Raw genomic sequence first — 19,164 nt, 5'->3', positions numbered from 1 at the left:
AAGATTGTACGAAATGTCCTGCCGATAGATTACTGAATTTTTTGAATGGAAGCATCAATATAGATTTCTACACGCCGGTTTTGGTTTCTCCCCGATTCGGTCTCGTTGGACGCCACAGGGTTAAACTCACCAAAGCCGGCCACGGCAAAACGTTCTTCAGGAATTCCTGTTTCCTGATGTAAAATCCGCATCACACTCTGTGCCCGGGCAGCACTTAGTTCCCAGTTGTCCCTAAACTTGACATTTGGACCCAAGGGGACGTTATCCGTATGACCCTCTATACGGATTTCCACCTGCCAGGCCAGACCGTTTTCCCGCAACTCCCGGAGTAACTGCCCATGTTCCGTCTGAGTTAAGTCCAAAATATCCAGGGTACGAATCGCGTGGGACAGATCTGTCAGTTGACGCCTAAACTCCGGAAGGGGTTCTGCCTTTCCCGGATCAAACAGGGATTCACCACTGATGGTAATCTGTACGCCTTTTGAATGATAGTTCACGGTAAAGGCTGATAAATCCTGCTTTTCAATGACTGATCGGATTTCCCGGCCGGATTCTTCCAGCCGGTCATGGGTCCATTTATGGATCCGGCTGATTTCACCGGACTGGCGGGCAATCATCATGATGAAAAATGTCAACAAAAGGGTCATGATATCACCAAAAGAGAGAATCCAACCGGAACGAACAGCCTTTTCCCGACTGGATAATGCATCCTGCCGTGTGGAAAAAAGTTTCATGATATCCTGTGGCGCCTGTTTGTCATATTCACCTTAATATATATTTCAACCCGGCGGTTCTCATCCCATTTTTTCACATCATGCAGAGGATGAAAGGAACCGTATCCTGCAATGGAAAAATAATCCTCCGGCACAGGCAGACGGTTTTGCAGATATTGCATGACCTGATACGCCCGGGCAGTGGACAGATCCCAATTATCCGAAAACCGTTGTGTTCGTATCGACTGCTGATCTGAATGTCCTTCAATCCGGATATCCGTATCGATGTGGTATCCATAGGATTCAATCCGGGCAATCTGTTCCCGGTACATCGTTTCCAGCAGGGGAAGGTCTGTTTCGTTAATCAGACTCACAAGCTGGGCCAGATAGGGATAAAAATTGGGGTTGATTTCATCTGATGCTGAATTGAAAAAGGGCTGGGCTCCCACCTGGGAAGGAATGAGGATTTTAATCCCTTTTGTTCCGGTGTTTTCAATATACAGCCAATCCATTCCATCCCGCTCCCTGATCTGTTCCAGCTGACGGCCGATCCGGGTTGTCAGATTATCTGAAAAACGGAATACGGAAGTCGCTTCATGGGTCGCCCGGCTGACAAAGAGGAGGAAAAAGGCCAGGACTCCTGTAAGCAGGGAGGCATATATGAGTTTCCAACCGTCTCTGTCGAATGTAATATGGCCCATACGGTCATCCGTTTTGATGTTTCAGCGCATCCTTTTCCGCTTTGGGAATAAAGGTCAACAGTTTCTCTTCCATAATCAGGGGATGTTCCCGGGCATGGAGGCTTAAGATGCCTGTCAATATGATTTCGTTGATAAAAACTTCTTCATCGGATCGGGTTTTCAGTTTTCCGCCGATCGGGATAAAGACAAGATTCGCCAGAAGAACTCCATAAAATGTGGTGACCAAGGCCCTTCCCATACCACTCAGGAGGGATGTCATCATCACCTGTGTATCCTGGGCAAAGGTCATTACACCGGTAACCCGGCTCTGTTGAGTCATCATCAGGATAAGTCCCATCACAGTTCCCAACAGTCCGAAAGCAGGGGCATAGGACCCCATATTGTAAAACATCTCCTGGCCATTCCGGTGCCGGATAACCATATTCGTCAGTTCGCTTCTTAAAAAACGCTCCAGTTTTTCACTGTCTTTTTCGATCAAGGCCATTTCAATACCTGTTTGCATAAAACGATTCTTCATCTCCGGCAGCTGGTCTTCCAGGGAAAGCAGTCCCTTTTCTCGTATCAACCGGCTGTAATTCACGAGCTGATGAATCGTTTTCAGGCTTTCCTGCTGGTGACTGGCAAACGCTTTGCCCGTCACTTTCAACAGGCCAAGAAATTGTCTGAAGGGATAATTGATCATTGTGGCAGCCAGGGTGCCACCCAGCACAACTGCCATGGCATTCCAATTCAGAAAGGTGTGGGGAATGCTGAATGATTCATCCATCATGCCGAAGGCAATAAGTCCAAGTCCGATAAGTAAACCGAAAAGTGTTGCAATATCCATGACTAATCCCGCTATTTTTCAAGTAAAATACCTTTTATTTTATTGATCATCAAGGACAATGAAAGTCCGGCGTTGCGGGTCTTCACAACGAACACGGAAAGGTGTCTCCAGGTGTTTTTTCAATACGGCTTCCAATTGATCAGTTTTTTCCATCCAGACGGCATGAGGAAGAGAATGTCCCAGCAGCAAAAGTTGCCCCCTGTCAGATGAGTCCGATACCATAAAATCCATACCCTTGCAACATTTTCCTGTTCTCCCGGAAACAAAAAAACCGTTTCCTGCGAAAACCGGAGCCGTCCAGAAATAGCGCCAGGGATAAGGGAGGGTTTTCGGTATTTTTCCGGTCCGGGACTCTCTGTAAAGAATAACCGTATCCCGGAGGACATCATCTGTTGCCAGATCCAATGAGAAAACACCGGTTTTGGAAATATCAGGGATCAGAACCTGTATTTTTTTCTCCTTGAGGAGACTTTCAGCTTTTTGAGCGTCCACACCGGTATCGAAACGTGTCGTCGACCCGTAATAAAAGGATGTGAGAGCGGCAAACAGCCAATCCACCGAATCTGAGATTTGTTTCGTAAAAAGGGTCTCCCCTTCCCTGAAAAGGGAGAGTTCCTTACCCACAGATTGTGCCGCAGAGAGGAGATTATACTGTGTAAACTCATACCAAATCTCTTCAACAGATAAAAAGAGGGCGGGATGATCCAGGGAAATATAGGGTACATCAAAGGGATCTTCTGCTTCAGGCCGGGTGTGGAGCAGGGAATCAACAACCGAATAAATGGATCCGGAAATATCTCCAGGACCTTTCAGGACATATTCTTCAGGCAGAATCACATCTCCCGGGAGGGGTAAGGTGGAACCGGATTCGGAATCGGCGGCAAAAAATGCCGGAATACCCCCGTCCAGCAGGGCATGAAAGAGAAAAAGCGTTTCCGGAGACAGATCCGGTTTTAGGCAGACCCTTGATGAAACATTCAGTCCTGCCTGTTTTAACGCATCCGACAGCAACCTGACACCGGAACTCCACTCTTTAAATGTAAAAGGTGAAACATTCTTCCAGACAAATACCGGTTTATCCGGCAGATAGCGTCGGTGCTGAATCAGAACCGTACCAAAATTGGGGAAGGGGACAATTTCTTCATCATAGGGGATGCCAAGATAGGCGTGATATGCCTCGGGAACGAGAATACGGGTCGCACTCATAATTCAAAGATTTCCGATAAACGTGTGTAAAAGTTGTTGTTTAACCGACCCAGGGGATCCAGTTTACTTAAGTTTATCCTGTCTCCATCCATGATACCATCATCCAGATGAAAGAGCAGGATTTCTCCTAAAATCAGCACAGATGAACCGGGATGATTTTCTCCGACGTCAACCCATTTCAGCATCTTGCATTCCATGGCTGCCGGAGATTCTTTGATCCGTGGACAGGAGATCTTTTCACAGGAAATGGGGGTCAGTCCCGCCAGGGAAAATTCATCTGTTTCCGGAGGTTCATCCTGAGCCGTTACAACCATGGCGTTTCCCAGGGACACAGGCACACTGTTGACGGCAAAAAACCCGGTATCCCGAATATTCGCAAGGGTATCTTTTACATGGGGCTTGTCCCGCCGCCGGGCAATGGAGACGGCAAGCACCGGGGGATTACTGCTGACACCGGTAAAATAACTGTAAGGTGCCAGATTGTTCACCCCGTCAGCCGACACTGTGGAAATCCAGGCCACAGGACGGGGCACAATCAGGGATGTCATTAAATGGTATGTTTTTCTGTAAGGATGGTCTGAAGGGTCAAAAATCATGATTTTTCCAGTTTAAAGAAATTCCCTTCCGGGAGTATATCTAATCCATATCAATTTGCTCGGGATTCATAAATTTCTCTGCATACCAGCGGTAAACTTTAGCTTCCTTGAAAAAGGCAAAGAGATCCGGATCAATATGATAATCTTTCACCATGAACTCCATTATTTTCATGGCTTCTGAAAGGGTTTTACCCTTTTTGTAAGGTCTGTCCGGTGCTGTCAGTGCTTCAAAAATATCAGCCATGGCCATGATACGCGCCGGCAATTCCAAATCTTCTGCTTTCAGTCCCTTGGGATATCCCGAACCATCCATCCGTTCATGATGATTGGCTGCATAAGAAGGTACATTTTTCAATTTTTTGGGGAAGGGAAGCTGCGAGAGCATCTTGTCGGTCACAACCGCATGATTGTTGATAATCTGCCGCTCAGCCTCCGTCAACGTGCCTCTGGAAATATGAAGATTAAGGATCTCGTCTTCTGTAAGAACAGGTGTATTTTCCCCGTCAATCAAGACACGTGTCTGTGCAATCTCGCAAATCCGGTCCTTATATTCAGGTTTTAGGAATTCCCCCCCTGTATTCATCCGTTGAATAAAGGTATAATCCTCACTGATTTTCCGGATTTCTTCTTCCAGTCTTTTCATCAGATTGTCCCGTTCCGCCTTGGCGTTGGGCTCTTCAGGGGATCCTGCCAGTGCTTTCCACATCTCAATTTCACGATCTTTTTTCAGCAGTTCAAAACGGAGGAAAACCGTATGGATCCGGTCATAAATGGTTTCCAGTTTTGTTGCTTTATCCACCACATATTCAGGTGTGGTAATCTTGCCGATGTCGTGAAGAAGGCCGGCAAAACGGATCTCCTCAATTTTATCATCACTGTAGTGGACATCCTTAAATACACCATTTGGGCTTTCAGAAACCTGCTGTGCAAGATACACGGCCAGTTCGGCCACACGCTCGATATGCCCGCTTGTATATTTGGATTTTTCATCAATCGCCGAGGCAATCACCCGGATGATGGAATTTAATAATTCTTCAAGTCCGCGAATCAGGCGGTTTTCGGTAATCGCCACGGCTGCCTGACTGGCCAAAGCTTCCGTCAATGCCTGGGATTCAGGACTAAAGGCAATGGTATTCCCCGATTCATCCTTGGCATTAATCAATTGGAGCACACCAATTACTTCATTCACGTGATTCAGCATCGGCAGTGCCAGCATAGACTGGGTCCGGTAACCGGTTTTTTGATCAAACTGCCGGGTTCCCGTGAAATTAAAATCCTTTACATCATAGACATCTTTAAAATTTAGTGTTTTTTTCTTCAAAGCAACATAAGCCGCAACCATTTCCAGATAAGGTGACCCATCCTCGTTATACAATTTCACCGGATACCAGTCGATGGGTTTTCCTGAGGTCCCCCCCATCCGGATTTTCATGGAATCCGTATGGACAATACTGAAATGGAGTTTTTTCTCATCCTCCGACATCATATAGAGCGTCGCGGCATCAGCACCGGTTATTTTCTTTGCATAGGTCACAATATTTTCCAGGAGGATATCCTGGTCTTTTTCCGTGCTGAGAGATGTCCCCACCGAGACAAATACATGAACCCGGTCCTGAAGTGTCCTGATAGTATCAATCAGTTCTTCTTTGGATTTAGAGGAAAGTGCTTCAGAGGAAAGCATGGGCATTTTCATATCAGAAGATATCAAAATACATGAGTTTAATTTCACGGTTAAAGGATTCTACATTTTCACCCCAGATAAGATTGTTCAGATCCACTTCCAGGTAGAGATTTTCGGTAATACCGACGCGAAGTCCTGCATTCAGAAAACCATATCCACCGGAAATTTTGAATTTTTTTAAATCTGAAAATTTTTCATAGTTCAGGGCGGCATCGTATTCAATCATAAGGGAGAACTGGGGGTTCAGTTCAATGGCAGCGCCGGCAAAGAAAGAAGGCATATAGGTGCTGTCCGGTTGTTCAAGGGAATAATTCGCTCCGGCATGGAGGCTGGTATTGCCTATAAAATGCCAGTTCTTACTGAGGACTGAATAAAAGCCGGGGGATGGAATTTCATAATTCCCGTCTGTATAGGCTCCATAGCCCTGGGAGGAAAATCCCACCGATACACCTGGTTTTTTCATTCCTTCATCAATCAGGCGGTATTTGACACTCACACCGGGCTGGGGATTCCAGGTAATGGCCTCATTGCCGATAATATTGGATCCTCCATAGGTTACCCCCATGGTAAAGCGGTCTGTCAGTCCCACGGTTGCACCGATAAGAACCCCGCCATTGGTGGTAAAACGCAAGTCTGTCAGGTAAGATCCCCGTGCCAGTGTTGCAACAGTTGGGGTATTGATGAGCTGAACCGGTGCCGGGACGAACTGGGCCGCCAGGGTGCCGGTCAAAAGCAGAAACAGGAGGGATATTTTTGCACAATACTTCATGGTTTTCCCTTTTAGTTATCAAACTGCATCAGATGTTACGAACAAGTTTTCAATTTTTTTATAATAATTCTTCCACAGCCTCTTCTCTTCACAGGCCTTCTGTAAGCTCTGCAAATCATCAACGGCTTCCTTTCGCTCCCGAATCAGCTGGGTAAGAAATTTAATCAATCCTTTATCATTCCGGGTTGCCAGCATACGCAACACCTCATCCCACTGATCCAGCATTTCATACTGGGCAAAAATGTTGCCTTTCAGCAATTGGATTGTTTTTTCACGTTCTTCCAACAAAACCCGTTTTGTGGTACTGAAATTTTCATCCAGGCACAGAACAGACCGGATCCCTTTGATTATTTTATGAATCGTCTCTACCTCTTTTTTCCAAAAGGCATCCCCTTGTCCCATGGCCAGTAAAAAGGCATGAAGAGCCTGAAAATCAGGTAGCAGTTCCCAGGGGAGTTTCATGGTCAGTTTGTCAAAATCCACTGTTTTGATCAATACCAGGGGAATCAGATAGTCCAGGGCTGTTTTGTGCAAATCATCAGTATGGATTATCTTTTCCGGAAGCCGTTCAATTTTATGTAAAAAGTCTGCTTTCCGTTCAGGATGGAAACTTTTTTCCAATTGGAAGGGTAGTTTTTTCCGCCGGCTTTCAAAATCCTGCCGTTGAAGTGTTTCTACATAAAGGGCTCCACGAAGGGCTCCTTTCCGGTTTTGATAGGCCGATGCCTCAAAATAGAGAATCCGATCCTGATGGAAACTGTATACCTGACAGATATTCAAAATTCTTTGTAAAACCCCAATCTCCCGGGATAAATCTTTGTGACCGGTTGCAACACCTAAAAGGTGAGCCGAGACCATGCTTCTCCGGATGGATTCGGTCAGGGTTTCCGTCTGGTGTACATCTGTTTCACCACGGTTGATGGCATCCACACAGTTGTAGGCTGACTGAAGTGAATTGGAAAAAAAAACTTTGAGCCCGTGAATCATCTAACCTCCCTGTGTTATAAGCGTGTCCAACAACCGGGGAGATGCATAGCTGAGCAAATGTCCTTTATGGATATCCGGTGTATCCTGAAAAGAAACCAGGGCACAATCACCTGGACTCATGTGGAATCCCTGGAAAACATCCAGGCCGATCAGAACGCTTAAAAGCTGGCCCAGGGTTGGCTGATGTCCCACAATCCATAAACAGGAGGGCAGAACCATCCCGGCCAGCCATGAAATGATTTCCCCTGCAGAGCCATCCAGAACCAAAGGATTGGTTTGAATCACATCCTCGCTTACATGGAAGATATCACACAGAATCGCTGCTGTTTGACAGGTCCGCATAGCCGGGCTGGTAAACACGACGTCTGGTTTGGGAAACCAGGGATGAATCAGGGGGATAAACTGCAAGAGTTTCCGGCGCCCTTCTTCCGTTAAATTCCTGTCTGAATCGCTATCATGGTGCCTTTCACGGGGTTCGGCAAGTCCATGACGCATAAGCACGAGATTCATGGAGAGTCCTGTCTTTTGTTGTTAAAGAAATGTAATAACTTTTTATTCTTAAATCGACTGTTTACTCGTCCCGGATACCCTGATAATCAGGGGCAATTTCCCGAAGCGCTGCATCCATCCGGCTTTGGACCTGTTTGGCAAATTTTCGTCTTTCATCTATCGAGGAGTCGTCATAATCGGGGATGAGGGGTTCACAGATTTTAAATTTCATGTCAATGCGACGGAAAGCAAGCAGGCGCATGGCATGGGGAACAAATGAGGCACCTCCGTACCAGGCAATCAGATCTCTATGGTCCGGGGGAACCGGTTTTCCATTGATAGCAGTTACTGTACTTACAACCGGCAGCACCGGTACTTTCAGCCGGTTGGCGGGGACAAACAAGGCGGATTTAAAGCGTTTCAGGTAGGTACCGTCTGTAGTCGTGCCTTCCGGAAAAAAGATGATATTGATGCCTTTTGTGAGTGTTTTCATAAGAACTTCAATATAGGTTCCGGATAAACCACCTTTTTCCCTGTCTACAAACACAGTTCCCCCGATCCGGGCGGCATGACCAAAAACAGGCCAACTGCGGATTTCCGATTTGGAAACAGGAACGGCCGGGACGACAGACATCGTGCTTACCACTTCCACATAGCTGTAATGATTGCCCACAACCAGATAACCATTTCGTGAGGGAATATTTTCCAAGCCTTCAACCTGAATCCGGACACCACAGATCCATCGGATCAGGGTACAAAAGGGTTTGATGATATAAAAAATCATCTGATCCCCTTTTGTCCGGCTGAAAAGCCTGATTACCCCTTTGAGTATACCTAAAAGAATGATCGAAATAAGAAATAAAAGGAGGATACTGACAATTCTGAAAAAGCGGCGAATGGACTTCATGGCAGCTTAGACTCCGGATTCTAATTGTGATTCAATATCGTATTTATGCCGGGCTTCTTCTTCAGCAAGCTTCAAAAAAAGATCCCGGGTTGCCGAGCCAACAGGAGCCTGGTCTGCCAAAACCAGATACAGTTCGTGGGCATCGTTCTCAAAATCAGCCGCCATCACCAGAATATCTTCCGGTGTTAAATCTTTTAATTTGGATTGAATATCCTTTTCATCACTCAGATGGAGATCCTGAATGGGGCCGTTCGTGTGATTTAAAAATTCGCTGATATCCAGGTTTTCCAGTTTTTCCCGGTGCTCTTCTTCCATTGCTTTCATCCGGAGGAGCATTTCCCGGGTATGGGGATTTTTTACAAGATCTGCAAGACGTTCATACCGGCGGGCAGCTTTCTTTTCCTGGTCAATAGCAAATTCAATAATCTCTTCAAAGCGGGACATGTTCATCTCCTTATTACATGCTTGCGAAAAAATGCCGGACAGGACACATCCCGTCCGGCAATAAATCTCAATGTATCAGACCGTTTGCTTTTATTCCACCATATCCGTATCGAGAAAATCCTCAATATCAAATTTCCCCTCGGCGGCCAGCTGTTTAACGGCCTGAATCAATTTACGCCGTGCGCTTTCCACCTTCCGCCGGGGTTGAGGACCTTCCACATCTTTTATTTCATCTTCCAGCATAATCTGGGTTTTCTGTGGCAGATTTCCCAGGATATAGGTGACAAATTCTTCACTCATTCCTTTCATGGCCAGGGCCAGGTCATTCAGCTCCACGCTTTTCAATGCCTCCCGGACCACATCCACAGGGAGTTTGTCGAAACTATCAAAAGGAATGTAATATTTCGCCAGATCCCGGGCCAGTTCAGGATCTTCATTTTGCACATGACTCACAAATTGTTCTTCAAAATCCGGTTCCAGTTTGCTGAGAATATCAGCAATCTGCTTGGATCCCCCTTTGTTAAAATGGGCTTTATGGGGAACCAGCCGGGCTTTTTCACGAATGTCGTTTTCAATGTTGATAATCCCTTCATAGGGGATTTTATCAATATCATTCATCTGTATCAGGACCCTGGCCCGCTCATCCTCTTCCATGTTTTTAATCACATCCACCTGAACTTCAATACTTAACTGGCTCAGGACAAGGGCTTTTACCAGCTCACTTTCCGGTTCCAGAAGGTATTTAATTTGATCAGAGGACATGGGCTTTAAAAAATCAAAAAGCACTTTCTGGTCCCCGTCGCTGACAGCCCGGATTTTTTCAGACATAAGCTGAAAATAATACTCTTCCAGAACCTTTCTTTTCAGATCAAACGGTACTTTTGCCAGTGTTTCGGCATGGCGCCGCAATTTGTTCAGTTGTGCCTGGGAAAGGTGTCTGAACAGGGAGACGGATAGATTGTCCCCCAGCATTTTATAAATAATAGCGGCCCTGTCCAGATTGGAAAGTTTTTGAGGATCACTCATTTTCCCGTTCTCCTTTGTCTTCCGCCTGGTCTGCGGGCGTTTCATCTTCTTCCATCCAGTCCCGGATGATCTTACTGGCAGCATCGGGATTGGCGACACTCATGTTGACGATATTTTTCCGGATTCCTTCCAGTTCTGCCCGCTTTTCAGCCATATCGGAACCCTGATCCGGTTCCCGTTCAAGTTTGCTCTCTTTCTTGCTTTCGCGCAGTTCTTTCAGAATCTTTTCCCGGATAGCGTCCTCGCCGGATGCCGGATCGGGTTTCAACGGTTCTTCTTCCTGACGTACAGATTTGCCACGGTTCAAGATCATGACAACCAGCACAATCACAGCCGCAAGCAATGCAGCCAAAAGCCCCCAGAACCACCATGGGATCTGAGCTTTTTGCATACTCATCAATTCTTTTTGGGTCTCAGAGAGAAGAGAGATTTTTTCTGCAATGGCTTCTTCCAGTTCTTCTTTTTCCCGAAGCATGCTATCTGAGGCAGCCCGTGTGCTTACACGGTCTTCAACGGCCATCTGCTGAGTCGCCAGCTGAAGTTTCAATGCAGCAATTTCATCCCTGAGTTCCTGCAAGCGTGTGGTATCACGCCCCAACATTTCAAGCCGGAGTTTTTGCTCTGTGATCATCTTCTGTGCTTCCAGATCATCAGCCAGGGACTGTCGGGTATTGAGTTTATCAATGATTTTGAGTAGCATATTTTCCGTCGGTGTGGGTTCACTGCTCCGGGGTGCCTGCATCTGCTGTTGTTGTGAAAGACGCTCAATTTGATCCTGGATTTGGCGAATCAATTCCTGGGTTTCGCCGGTTCGTTCCCTTTCTTCACGGGAGGGCTGATACTCTACAGCTCCCGGTACTACACCTGTTTCCGTACCGGCAATCAGTTGATCTTCACTGAAAGTTGTTGTCATAATACTCAGCATATCCCCCCGGGAGCGATCAAAATGGGAGGCAACCATAGCCACCTGGCGAATGGATTCCACCAGATCGGGAGCAATACCCTCTTTCAGAATGATGCTGATATCCAGTTTCCGGACTTTTGGAATCAGGGGCACAGAGCGGGCAACCGAACGGCTTTTAAGTCTTTCCGGTTCGATATCCCCCACCCCGGGTAAGACGGCCGTTTGCTCTTCACGAATGCGGGATGTATCCGATGGTAATTCTTCGGTTAGAATATCCAATCCCCGGTCACCTATCCGGGCAGGTATACCTGGAAGAATTTCATTGTATTCCTCTTCATAGGTCCTGTCACCCTCCTCAGCCCCTTCAGCCTCCGGAGCCGTTTGTGCCGGTACACGTCCCGGGGCTGCCGGTTCATACACTTCCTCTACCCGCTGATCGGGGACAAAATCCAAATCGGCTTTCACGTCGACAATAAAATGATTATTCCCAAGAATGCGTTCTACAGCCTGGGAAATTTTATTCTGGAGCGCCTGTTCGAGTTCGAGTTTCTGGGACAGATAATTCGGGGATTGACCACTCAGCATGACTGCTGTTAACAGAATTATTGTCAGAGTTAAAAACATACGATTCCGACAATTCATTGTAGCTCTCCTTTATTAAGATATTGCCAGGAATGTGATTTCTACCCGGCGGTTCTGGCTCTTGTATTCCGGACTTGTATTGGGTTTTTTGGGCCGGGTATGGGCAAAACCGATGGCCCTGAACCGTTCCGGATCAATGCCCTGTGAAATATAATAATTGACGACCTGAGAAGCCCTGGCCGCCGACAATTCCCAGTTAGACGGATATTTATCCGAATGGATGGGGTCACTGTCTGTATGTCCTTCCACCGCAATCTGATAAATGGAATTTTTAATTTTCGGAATAAATTTATCCAGGATTGGATAAACCTGTGGATTCAGCTCGGCACTGCCCCGGGTAAAGAGAATATCGGCTACAATGGAGATGGTGACCCCTCTGTAGGAATGGGTGACTTCCACGTACTCGTTCAGATTCTCTTCGTTCACAATCTCCTTTACATCCTGGTCAATCTGAGCCAGGGAGACCCGACCGGTTCTTTCAGAGGTTTTGACCCCCAGTTCCTTTCCCATGGCCTCACCAAACTGTTCAATTTTTACAGGATCGATCGTAGACATGGAAAAAAGCAGGACAAAAAAGGTCATGAGGAGTGTCATGATATCCGAATAGGTAACAAGCCACTCTTCCGTATCGGTTTCTTCCGGAGGAAGGGGTAATTTTTTCTTTGTTTCTTCCATCACTCTTTACGTTCTTCTTCACGGATCCAGTCCCGTGGCGGCAGAAAGGAATTCAGTTTTTCCCGGACAATAAGGGGATGTTTCCGGTGATAGAGAAGGCAGACCCCTTCGATGAGCATCAGTTGCAGCATAGATGCTTTCTGAATACGCGAATCGATTTTAGCGGCAGCCGGATTGAAAAAGAGGTTTGCAAGAATAGCTCCATAGAAGGTGGTCACAATGGCAGCCCCCATGCCTTTCCCAAGCTGGGCAGCCATGTCACCTGAGGCGTCGCTCACGCTCATCCCATAGAGCATCACGACCAATCCAATAAGGGTTCCAATCATTCCAAAGGCAGGGGATAATTTTCCCATGGTTTTTACCACATTCACTTCCCCTTTTTCTCGCTGTTCCCGGTTTACAATCCTCGATGTAAGAATTTCCCGGATATCAACATCGCTGTAGCCGTCTATCACAAGCTGGATGCCATCCTTCAAAAAGGGATGCCGTACCTCTTCGATGTGCTTCTCCAGTTCTGTGGGGCCCCGCCGGGCAAAAGCCGCCAATTCCGCAATCTGGCGGACCAGTATTTGCATATCCCGCCGTTCTTTTCTGAAGACAATGCCTATCACCTTAAAAACACGGCCCACCTCATGAAGAGGAAAGGCAATCAAAGTGGCGGCCAGGGATCCTCCCAAAACGATGGCAAGTGAGGGCAGGGACCAGAACATCTGGTAATCCTGGGTGAGCAGGGTGATTCCATAAAAAATCAGTCCCAGGCCCATAAAAATCCCTAAGATGGTTGCAAAATCCATTCAGACTCCTTAATTATTTTTCATGAAGGATCCTGTCCGTGATCGTGTTTCCTGAAGGACCTTCAGAATATTGCGGACGTCATCATATTCCGGGTCGATCTGCAGTGCCAGATTCCAATTAATTGTGGCCCTCTGTATATCTCCCATTTTGTAATAAATGGATCCACGTCGTGCATAAGCCAGGGAAAGGTTGGGATTGAGCTGTATGGCAATATCCACTTCATTCAGCGCCTGAATATAATCGCCGGCATAAAAATACCGAAGGCTCCGGCTTAAATGTTTTAAGGCCAGGTTAATATTTTGCTGCATCACATGCTGCTGAAGTTTCACCGATTGGAGAGAATCCTCCAGGACGGATTTCTGCTGCCGAAGCTGTGCGATTGTATTATTCAGATCATCCACCGTCTGGACAGAAATCCTCAGGGAATCCCGGAGTCCCATAATGGTGGCATCCGCTTCTCTGAGTAGGGAATCCAGTTCCGCTCCGTATTCAGTTTCTGCTTCTGGTGTTCCTGCATCCTCATCCGAAACAGTTGATATTCTGCTCCGGCGTGCTGTCCGTTCCGGCATCGCCCGGGGGATCGCCAGTGTCAGCCCCATGGAAATTGCCGGTAAATCACTTTCATTGTCCTTTCCAAAATTTGGCAGCCACTGCAATTGGGAAATCCCCAGATTTAAGCGGTACTCTGCCGTCAGGGGAATTTGCATCCCCAGATTCAACCCTCCTCCGTCAAATTCACCGATGAGGTTAATGCCCCCACGGTCTGACATCATACCGGTCCTGAACAGAAAACCGGCGAAGACACCGATACTTGTGGTCGAATCATTACTGGAAAAGCCCCGGGAAAGCCCGCCGCTTCCGACACCCATATAGGTATTAAATCCCGTTTCCCCAACCATCTTTTCAGTAGAAATCACAGCAAAAATAGAAAAGTCCTGATTATCCACCTGCATTTCGCCGTCGATATCCCTCAGGACAAAATCCCAGAGTCCCACGGCCATGGAAATATCCCCATAGGCCATGACCCGTTTCGTCAGGTGAAAGCCGTATTCTACATCGGCCGCACTCATGGCAGTGACATCATAGGGTTGAATCACAGAGAGACCCACATTCAGTGAATTGATAATGTCCATATCAAAGAAAACACCTTTGGACATACGGAAATCTTCGATCCCGTACAGATCGGAAGCGAAGCCGGTGCGAAAAAGATAGGGAGATTCTTCCACAGAACTTGACGGCACCCGCATCATGGATCCCGGTTTCATAAAGGAGACCTGTGAGGATGCGTGGGCCGTATGGCTTAACAGAACCACGCACAGCAGGAGGAACAGCCATTTTACTTGTTTCATATTTTTTTTCACTTTTATCACTGACTTCTTTGTAATTCTTTCCGGGCAAGGGCCGAATACCTGGATTCGGGATAAGCCTTTAGATATGTTTGAAAATAACGGTTCGATTCGGCTTGTTTCCCGAGATTCCTGAAACTGACAGCAAGAAGGATCAGGGCATTTTCCCGAAAAACCTCACTCTCTTCGGAAAGCAATTCCTGAAGAAGGACCACTGCCTCATTGTAGTTGTCTTGCCGAAAGGCACATTCCCCCAGCCAATAGAGGGCACTGAGGTTCAGTTCTTTCTCCTGGGTGTTGTCTCTTACCTGCCGCAGCAATTCGGATGCCTTCCCATACTCCCCGGCAGTAAAATGACGGAGGGCCCGGGCATAAAGCTGTTGTTCAATGAGAGGAATTCCCGGATCATCCTGCTTTTTTTCCGTTACCGGTTGCTTTTCTTCCAGGGCTTCTTTCAGCTGTTGGAATTCTTCTTCCAGGCGTTCTATACGTTTCAGCAAGTCTTCCAAAGAAACGGATTCACCTGTATCGGTTCTGAAAGTGTGCCGGGATGTCATGGCAGAATCCTGCCGTGCGGTCCGTTCAGGAAAAAGCATATCCATATCCAGCATGGGATCCTGCGAAAACCCAAGAGTGGCAAAACATGTCAAAGAACAGATGAAACATAAAAATTTCATATCAGAACTGTCCTGAATTAATCATATCCCGGACCTTGCTGACCAATTCGCTTTCCGGATACTCCTCCAGTAGTGTTTTAAAGGCCTCAAGTCCTTCCACCTGCCGGCCTAGTTTCAGGTAGGACAATCCGATTTTGAACTGGGCATGATCGGCTTTATTCCCGTTCGGCAGTGTTTTAACTTTTTCAAATTCTTCTATGGCCCGACGATAAAGCCCCTGGGAATAATATCCTTCACCTATCCAGTATTGACAATTGTCAGAATAGTCATTGTCCGGGGCAATACGAATCAATTCCCTGAATTCTTCGATAGCTTTATTCCGTTGTTTGTCGAACAGCAGGTCCAGGGCATCCTGGTACCGTTGCAGGTATTCATCCTGTGTCAGATCCATGACAGGACTGATTGCCGCATCCAAAGCGCTTGTATCGGCTGCGATTTTTCCTGTCGTTGTATCGCTTTTTGCCGGCTCATCCCGGGTAATTGCCTGTAAAAGATTTTGTTCGGATTCTTTGACGGCAGCCGTTTCCAAAGCCTTCCGGATGGAATCCTGCGAGGCATTCAGGTACGATTGAAGCAATTCATTTTGCCGTTTTAATTCCAGGTTTTTTTCGTCCAGTTCCGAGAGCATACCTTCCAGCTCTTCGGCGGACAGTTTCTCATTCATCAACCTGGATCGAAGAGAGTCCCGGTGATTTTCCAGCTCGATTATATTGGATTTCAGTTCACTGATTTCACTCTGGAGGATAATAATCTGGTTTTTCAAATCAAGGATCTCGATAGTTTTTTGCTGGACTTCCTGTTCGCGCCGTCTTAAATCGTCTTCGGTCCGCTGTAATTTTTCCGGGGGAACATCCGGCCGGGAGCCTCCACAGGAGGCAAGAAAAAGAACAGGGATAAAGAGTACAATCATCACATGCGGCAACGCTGAGAATCGCTTAATCATATTCCTCCCAGTTAATGCTGTATGAATAACCGATGAATGTACCAAAAGAAGCCGGAATATTCAATGTGAACCTTCCCGTGGCACCCGGCAGCAAGGCAGCATCTGAACTTACCCCGCTGGCATAATTCATAAAGGATCCTTTGACGAAAGTTGTCAGGGTTTTCGTTTCGCCACTCCAGTTCATGCGAAAGACAAAGGTGACCTTTACAAAATCAGCCCGGCGGGCACCAATATTCTTCACCTCTCCTGAAAAGATCCGATTCCCCGAGGGGTCGGTACTTTCACGGATATTCCCTACCAAAATGCAATTGGCATTGACAGCTGAGGGTGAGGGTCTGTCCGGCAGCTCAACCGGGGAAACCGTTTCTGCCGTCGGTGCCGACACCGGCGACTCTGCAGCCTGTTCCGGTGTACCAGCTGGACTTTCGACAGCCGATGAGGGAATATTATCTACAATACGTACCACTTCTTCCCGGGGAATGACAAAGTACCCGATGAGTGTTTGAATTTTTAAAACATCACTATCCTGATATATAATCTTGCCAAACATGCTGGTCCCGTTCTGAAGAATAATTTCCTTGTTGTAAATCTTCAGAGGGTTTTCCCAAAGGGTGGATTGGGCTTTCAACTCTTTCAACTGAGATTCCAGGTGTTTGATTCGCGCCCCCTGTTTTTTCAATTCATAGGTGAGCTCATTCAGCACAAAGGGATAATCCCGCTCCTGAATCACGCTATCCCGGCTTCCTGAAGCCGTGATCTCATTCATCTCCTGCTGAATTAAATCATTTTGCACAGCTATTTCTGTGGAATCACCTGCAAGCTCTTCGTCCCCTTCGGGACTTTCGCCCCCCCTGAACCAGGCACAACCTGACAACAACACCAAAACGGTTCCCAAACGAAGCCATCGATTGAGGGACATCCTGTCTTCCTTTTTTATTCTGAATTTACGGTTGTTGAATAACAACTTTCAACATATATACATACTTAAAAAAATATAAATTCAAAACACATGAAAGTCAAGATAAAAACTATATATCATTGTTTTAAACCCTTTCATTAAAAAATTTGTTGAGACTTTTCTTAAAAGTCCCTGTATTATCAACAAGTTACGGTTTATATCGAAGCAATCCGCACAAGGGAGAGAATTCACCCATATCCGAGGAGATAAATTCTATTTTTGCGCCTGTATCCAAGGCCATGTGAATCAGCTCGTCGGTAATATCCAGGGTCCGGGCCATGGGATGTCCGCAGTTGGGACATTCATCTTCTTCCTCCGTTGTCATGTGCAGGCACCATTTGCATACCCTGCCTTTGGTTTGAAAACCATCCTGGATCATCAGCATTTCTACCCGTCCCTGTTGAAGGGCTTCTTCCGTCTGACGTATGCCGGAAACCCCTTTGTAGTTCTTGTGGAATTCATTGGCAAACATGTTCAGGATGTTTTTCTCAAAATCCATTCGGCATCCCGGGATTTCTTTGTCTACAAGATGAAAAACCTTATCCATGGAAAGATTGGGATCCACCGGAACTTCACGGCTGATTTTATCCTTCAGGCCTGATCTGAGATAATTGGCAAAATCAGACATACTCTCCCGGAGTCCGCCTAAAATGATCCAGTCGAAATGGTATTTCTGATCCAGAACATCCAGTTGAGCTGCTACATTTTTATAATGTTTGGCCACAATTTCTTCCCGGTGACGTTCATTTTTCCGCTCATCCATACCACCAAATCCACCTTCATTTCCATCTTCAGGAAGCAGATTCACCACATTGAAAAGTTCTTCCTTATTCCCGAGGTGATTCATGAGAATCTTAGCCTTTCCCTGATCCACCAGGACAATGGCATAATTTCGCTCATGACTGATACCTTCCAGAAAAGGTCGCAGATAAGGACGATCCTTTATCACCATCATATTTTCCACGGAAAATCCCAGATGAATGACCTGCCATACATACGCCCGGTTGGATGAAACGATCATCAAAGACCGGCGCTCTTCCCCCAGCTGGTTCTTGAGGAATTTGATCATACCCTCCACATCTTTCTCAACCGACACTTTCTCCTGATCTGAAAGGTTTTTATAAAATGTTTTGTCCTTTTTTTGTTTAAACATGTTATTTACCACAATATCTGCATTCCGGAGCTTTTGGGATGTTGACACGTCAAGATAAACCGTTGTTACGGGATTTCCCTCAGTTTTCAGGGTTTGCAGAGACTGAATTACCGTCACTGAATTCATATCAGCCCTCCTTGAACTAATGGTTATGTTGGGATATTTATGTTATTCGAGGCATTTCTAATTCAATATACGGGATGTCTGTTCCACTTTTCAATAGTTTTACTCGGCATAGCCCAGAATGTTGCTTTCTATTTTCCGTCTTTTTTCCTTACCTTTTCAGGTTAAAGGAGGTCTTATGAAATCACTGACAAAACACCTTACATTTAACATTCCTGCAAGGATGGATTTTGTAAATATAACCGGACAGGTGGAAGATCTGGTTCGTGAGTCAGGCATACAGGAAGGTTTGTGCCTGGTTAATGCCATGCACATAACCGCCTCTGTTTTCATTAATGATGACGAGCCGGGACTTCATCAGGATTATAAACGCTGGCTGGAAAAACTGGCTCCCTTTGATCCGGGTACGGATCTCTACGCTCACAACCGGACTGGAGAAGATAATGGCGATGCCCACCACAAGCGGCAAATCATGGGACGTGAAGTCGTTGTAGCCATCACAAACGGCCGCCTTGATTTCGGTCCATGGGAACAGATTTTTTACGGTGAATTTGACGGGCGCAGACCTAAACGGGTTATGGTGAAAATAATAGGAGAATAAAC

21 protein-coding genes are annotated in these 19,164 nt (G+C 46.5%); 1 reads left to right on the top strand and 20 read right to left on the bottom strand.

The window, feature by feature from the left end:
* Window positions 1–29 precede the first annotated feature (29 nt).
* From strainIA91_RS00645 to strainIA91_RS00550, 20 genes are all read right to left on the bottom strand, one after another.
* Window positions 30–734: a flagellar motor protein MotB gene (locus strainIA91_RS00645; protein WP_400167161.1), complete on the bottom strand. Its 705-nt coding sequence runs from the start codon at window positions 732–734 to the stop codon at window positions 30–32.
* Entirely contained in the window at window positions 731–1,414 is a 684-nt protein-coding gene (locus strainIA91_RS00640) for a flagellar motor protein MotB (RefSeq protein WP_400167160.1), read from the bottom strand. The genes strainIA91_RS00645 and strainIA91_RS00640 overlap by 4 nt, the downstream gene beginning before the upstream one ends.
* 4 nt (window positions 1,415–1,418) lie before the next feature.
* Window positions 1,419–2,240, bottom strand: coding sequence for a motility protein A (locus tag strainIA91_RS00635; RefSeq protein ID WP_400167159.1), 822 nt, complete (start codon window positions 2,238–2,240; stop codon window positions 1,419–1,421).
* Window positions 2,241–2,279: 39 nt separating this feature from the next.
* Entirely contained in the window at window positions 2,280–3,446 is a 1,167-nt protein-coding gene (locus tag strainIA91_RS00630; protein WP_400167158.1) for a hypothetical protein, read from the bottom strand.
* Window positions 3,443–4,042 carry a flavin reductase family protein gene (locus strainIA91_RS00625; RefSeq protein ID WP_400167157.1) on the bottom strand — a complete coding sequence of 200 codons (600 nt, stop codon included), beginning with the start codon at window positions 4,040–4,042 and terminating at the stop codon, window positions 3,443–3,445. The genes strainIA91_RS00630 and strainIA91_RS00625 overlap by 4 nt, the downstream gene beginning before the upstream one ends.
* A 40-nt stretch (window positions 4,043–4,082) precedes the next feature.
* Complete coding sequence (locus strainIA91_RS00620) at window positions 4,083–5,735, bottom strand: HD domain-containing phosphohydrolase (RefSeq protein ID WP_400167156.1); 1,653 nt, start codon at window positions 5,733–5,735, stop codon at window positions 4,083–4,085.
* Window position 5,736: 1 nt separating this feature from the next.
* On the bottom strand, window positions 5,737–6,492 hold the full coding sequence (locus tag strainIA91_RS00615) for a hypothetical protein (protein WP_400167155.1): 756 nt from the start codon (window positions 6,490–6,492) through the stop codon (window positions 5,737–5,739).
* A gap of 18 nt (window positions 6,493–6,510) precedes the next feature.
* Window positions 6,511–7,479, bottom strand: coding sequence for a hypothetical protein (locus tag strainIA91_RS00610; protein WP_400167154.1), 969 nt, complete (start codon window positions 7,477–7,479; stop codon window positions 6,511–6,513).
* A complete protein-coding gene (locus strainIA91_RS00605) occupies window positions 7,480–7,989 on the bottom strand; it encodes a SixA phosphatase family protein (protein ID WP_400167153.1) in 510 nt (169 codons plus the stop codon).
* Window positions 7,990–8,050: 61 nt separating this feature from the next.
* On the bottom strand, window positions 8,051–8,875 hold the full coding sequence (locus tag strainIA91_RS00600) for a lysophospholipid acyltransferase family protein (protein WP_400167152.1): 825 nt from the start codon (window positions 8,873–8,875) through the stop codon (window positions 8,051–8,053).
* Between the two features lie 6 nt (window positions 8,876–8,881).
* Window positions 8,882–9,319 (bottom strand): ferritin-like domain-containing protein, encoded by a 438-nt coding sequence (locus strainIA91_RS00595; protein WP_400167151.1) that lies wholly within the window; start codon window positions 9,317–9,319, stop codon window positions 8,882–8,884.
* A 90-nt stretch (window positions 9,320–9,409) separates the two neighbouring features.
* The gene (locus strainIA91_RS00590) at window positions 9,410–10,345 is read right to left on the bottom strand and encodes a FliG C-terminal domain-containing protein (protein ID WP_400167150.1); all 936 of its coding nucleotides are present in this window, start codon (window positions 10,343–10,345) and stop codon (window positions 9,410–9,412) included.
* Window positions 10,338–11,891: a hypothetical protein gene (locus strainIA91_RS00585; RefSeq protein WP_400167149.1), complete on the bottom strand. Its 1,554-nt coding sequence runs from the start codon at window positions 11,889–11,891 to the stop codon at window positions 10,338–10,340. Before strainIA91_RS00585 ends, strainIA91_RS00590 begins: the two co-directional genes overlap by 8 nt.
* Before the next feature lie 15 nt (window positions 11,892–11,906).
* A complete protein-coding gene (locus strainIA91_RS00580; protein WP_400167147.1) occupies window positions 11,907–12,566 on the bottom strand; it encodes a flagellar motor protein MotB in 660 nt (219 codons plus the stop codon).
* Window positions 12,566–13,360, bottom strand: coding sequence for a motility protein A (locus strainIA91_RS00575; RefSeq protein WP_400167146.1), 795 nt, complete (start codon window positions 13,358–13,360; stop codon window positions 12,566–12,568). The genes strainIA91_RS00580 and strainIA91_RS00575 overlap by 1 nt, the downstream gene beginning before the upstream one ends.
* Window positions 13,361–13,369: 9 nt before the next feature.
* Entirely contained in the window at window positions 13,370–14,710 is a 1,341-nt protein-coding gene (locus strainIA91_RS00570) for a hypothetical protein (protein ID WP_400167145.1), read from the bottom strand.
* Between the two features lie 17 nt (window positions 14,711–14,727).
* Window positions 14,728–15,384, bottom strand: a complete 657-nt coding sequence (locus tag strainIA91_RS00565; RefSeq protein ID WP_400167144.1) for a tetratricopeptide repeat protein — start codon at window positions 15,382–15,384, stop codon at window positions 14,728–14,730.
* Between the two features lies 1 nt (window position 15,385).
* Complete coding sequence (locus tag strainIA91_RS00560) at window positions 15,386–16,327, bottom strand: tetratricopeptide repeat protein (RefSeq protein WP_400167143.1); 942 nt, start codon at window positions 16,325–16,327, stop codon at window positions 15,386–15,388.
* The gene (locus strainIA91_RS00555; RefSeq protein ID WP_400167142.1) at window positions 16,320–17,246 is read right to left on the bottom strand and encodes a hypothetical protein; all 927 of its coding nucleotides are present in this window, start codon (window positions 17,244–17,246) and stop codon (window positions 16,320–16,322) included. Before strainIA91_RS00555 ends, strainIA91_RS00560 begins: the two co-directional genes overlap by 8 nt.
* A gap of 187 nt (window positions 17,247–17,433) precedes the next feature.
* Window positions 17,434–18,564, bottom strand: coding sequence for a hypothetical protein (locus tag strainIA91_RS00550; RefSeq protein ID WP_400167141.1), 1,131 nt, complete (start codon window positions 18,562–18,564; stop codon window positions 17,434–17,436).
* Window positions 18,565–18,739: 175 nt separating this feature from the next.
* Here strainIA91_RS00550 and strainIA91_RS00545 point away from each other — a divergent pair, with 175 nt between their 5' ends.
* Window positions 18,740–19,162 carry a secondary thiamine-phosphate synthase enzyme YjbQ gene (locus strainIA91_RS00545; protein WP_400167140.1) on the top strand — a complete coding sequence of 141 codons (423 nt, stop codon included), beginning with the start codon at window positions 18,740–18,742 and terminating at the stop codon, window positions 19,160–19,162.
* The last annotated feature ends 2 nt before the right edge of the window (window positions 19,163–19,164 follow it).

This window comes from Candidatus Neomarinimicrobiota bacterium (genome assembly GCA_041154365.1).
In the GTDB taxonomy this organism is placed as follows: domain Bacteria; phylum Fidelibacterota; class Fidelibacteria; order Fidelibacterales; family Fidelibacteraceae; genus Fidelibacter; species Fidelibacter multiformis.
This window is presented reverse-complemented; position numbering and strand designations above follow the sequence as displayed.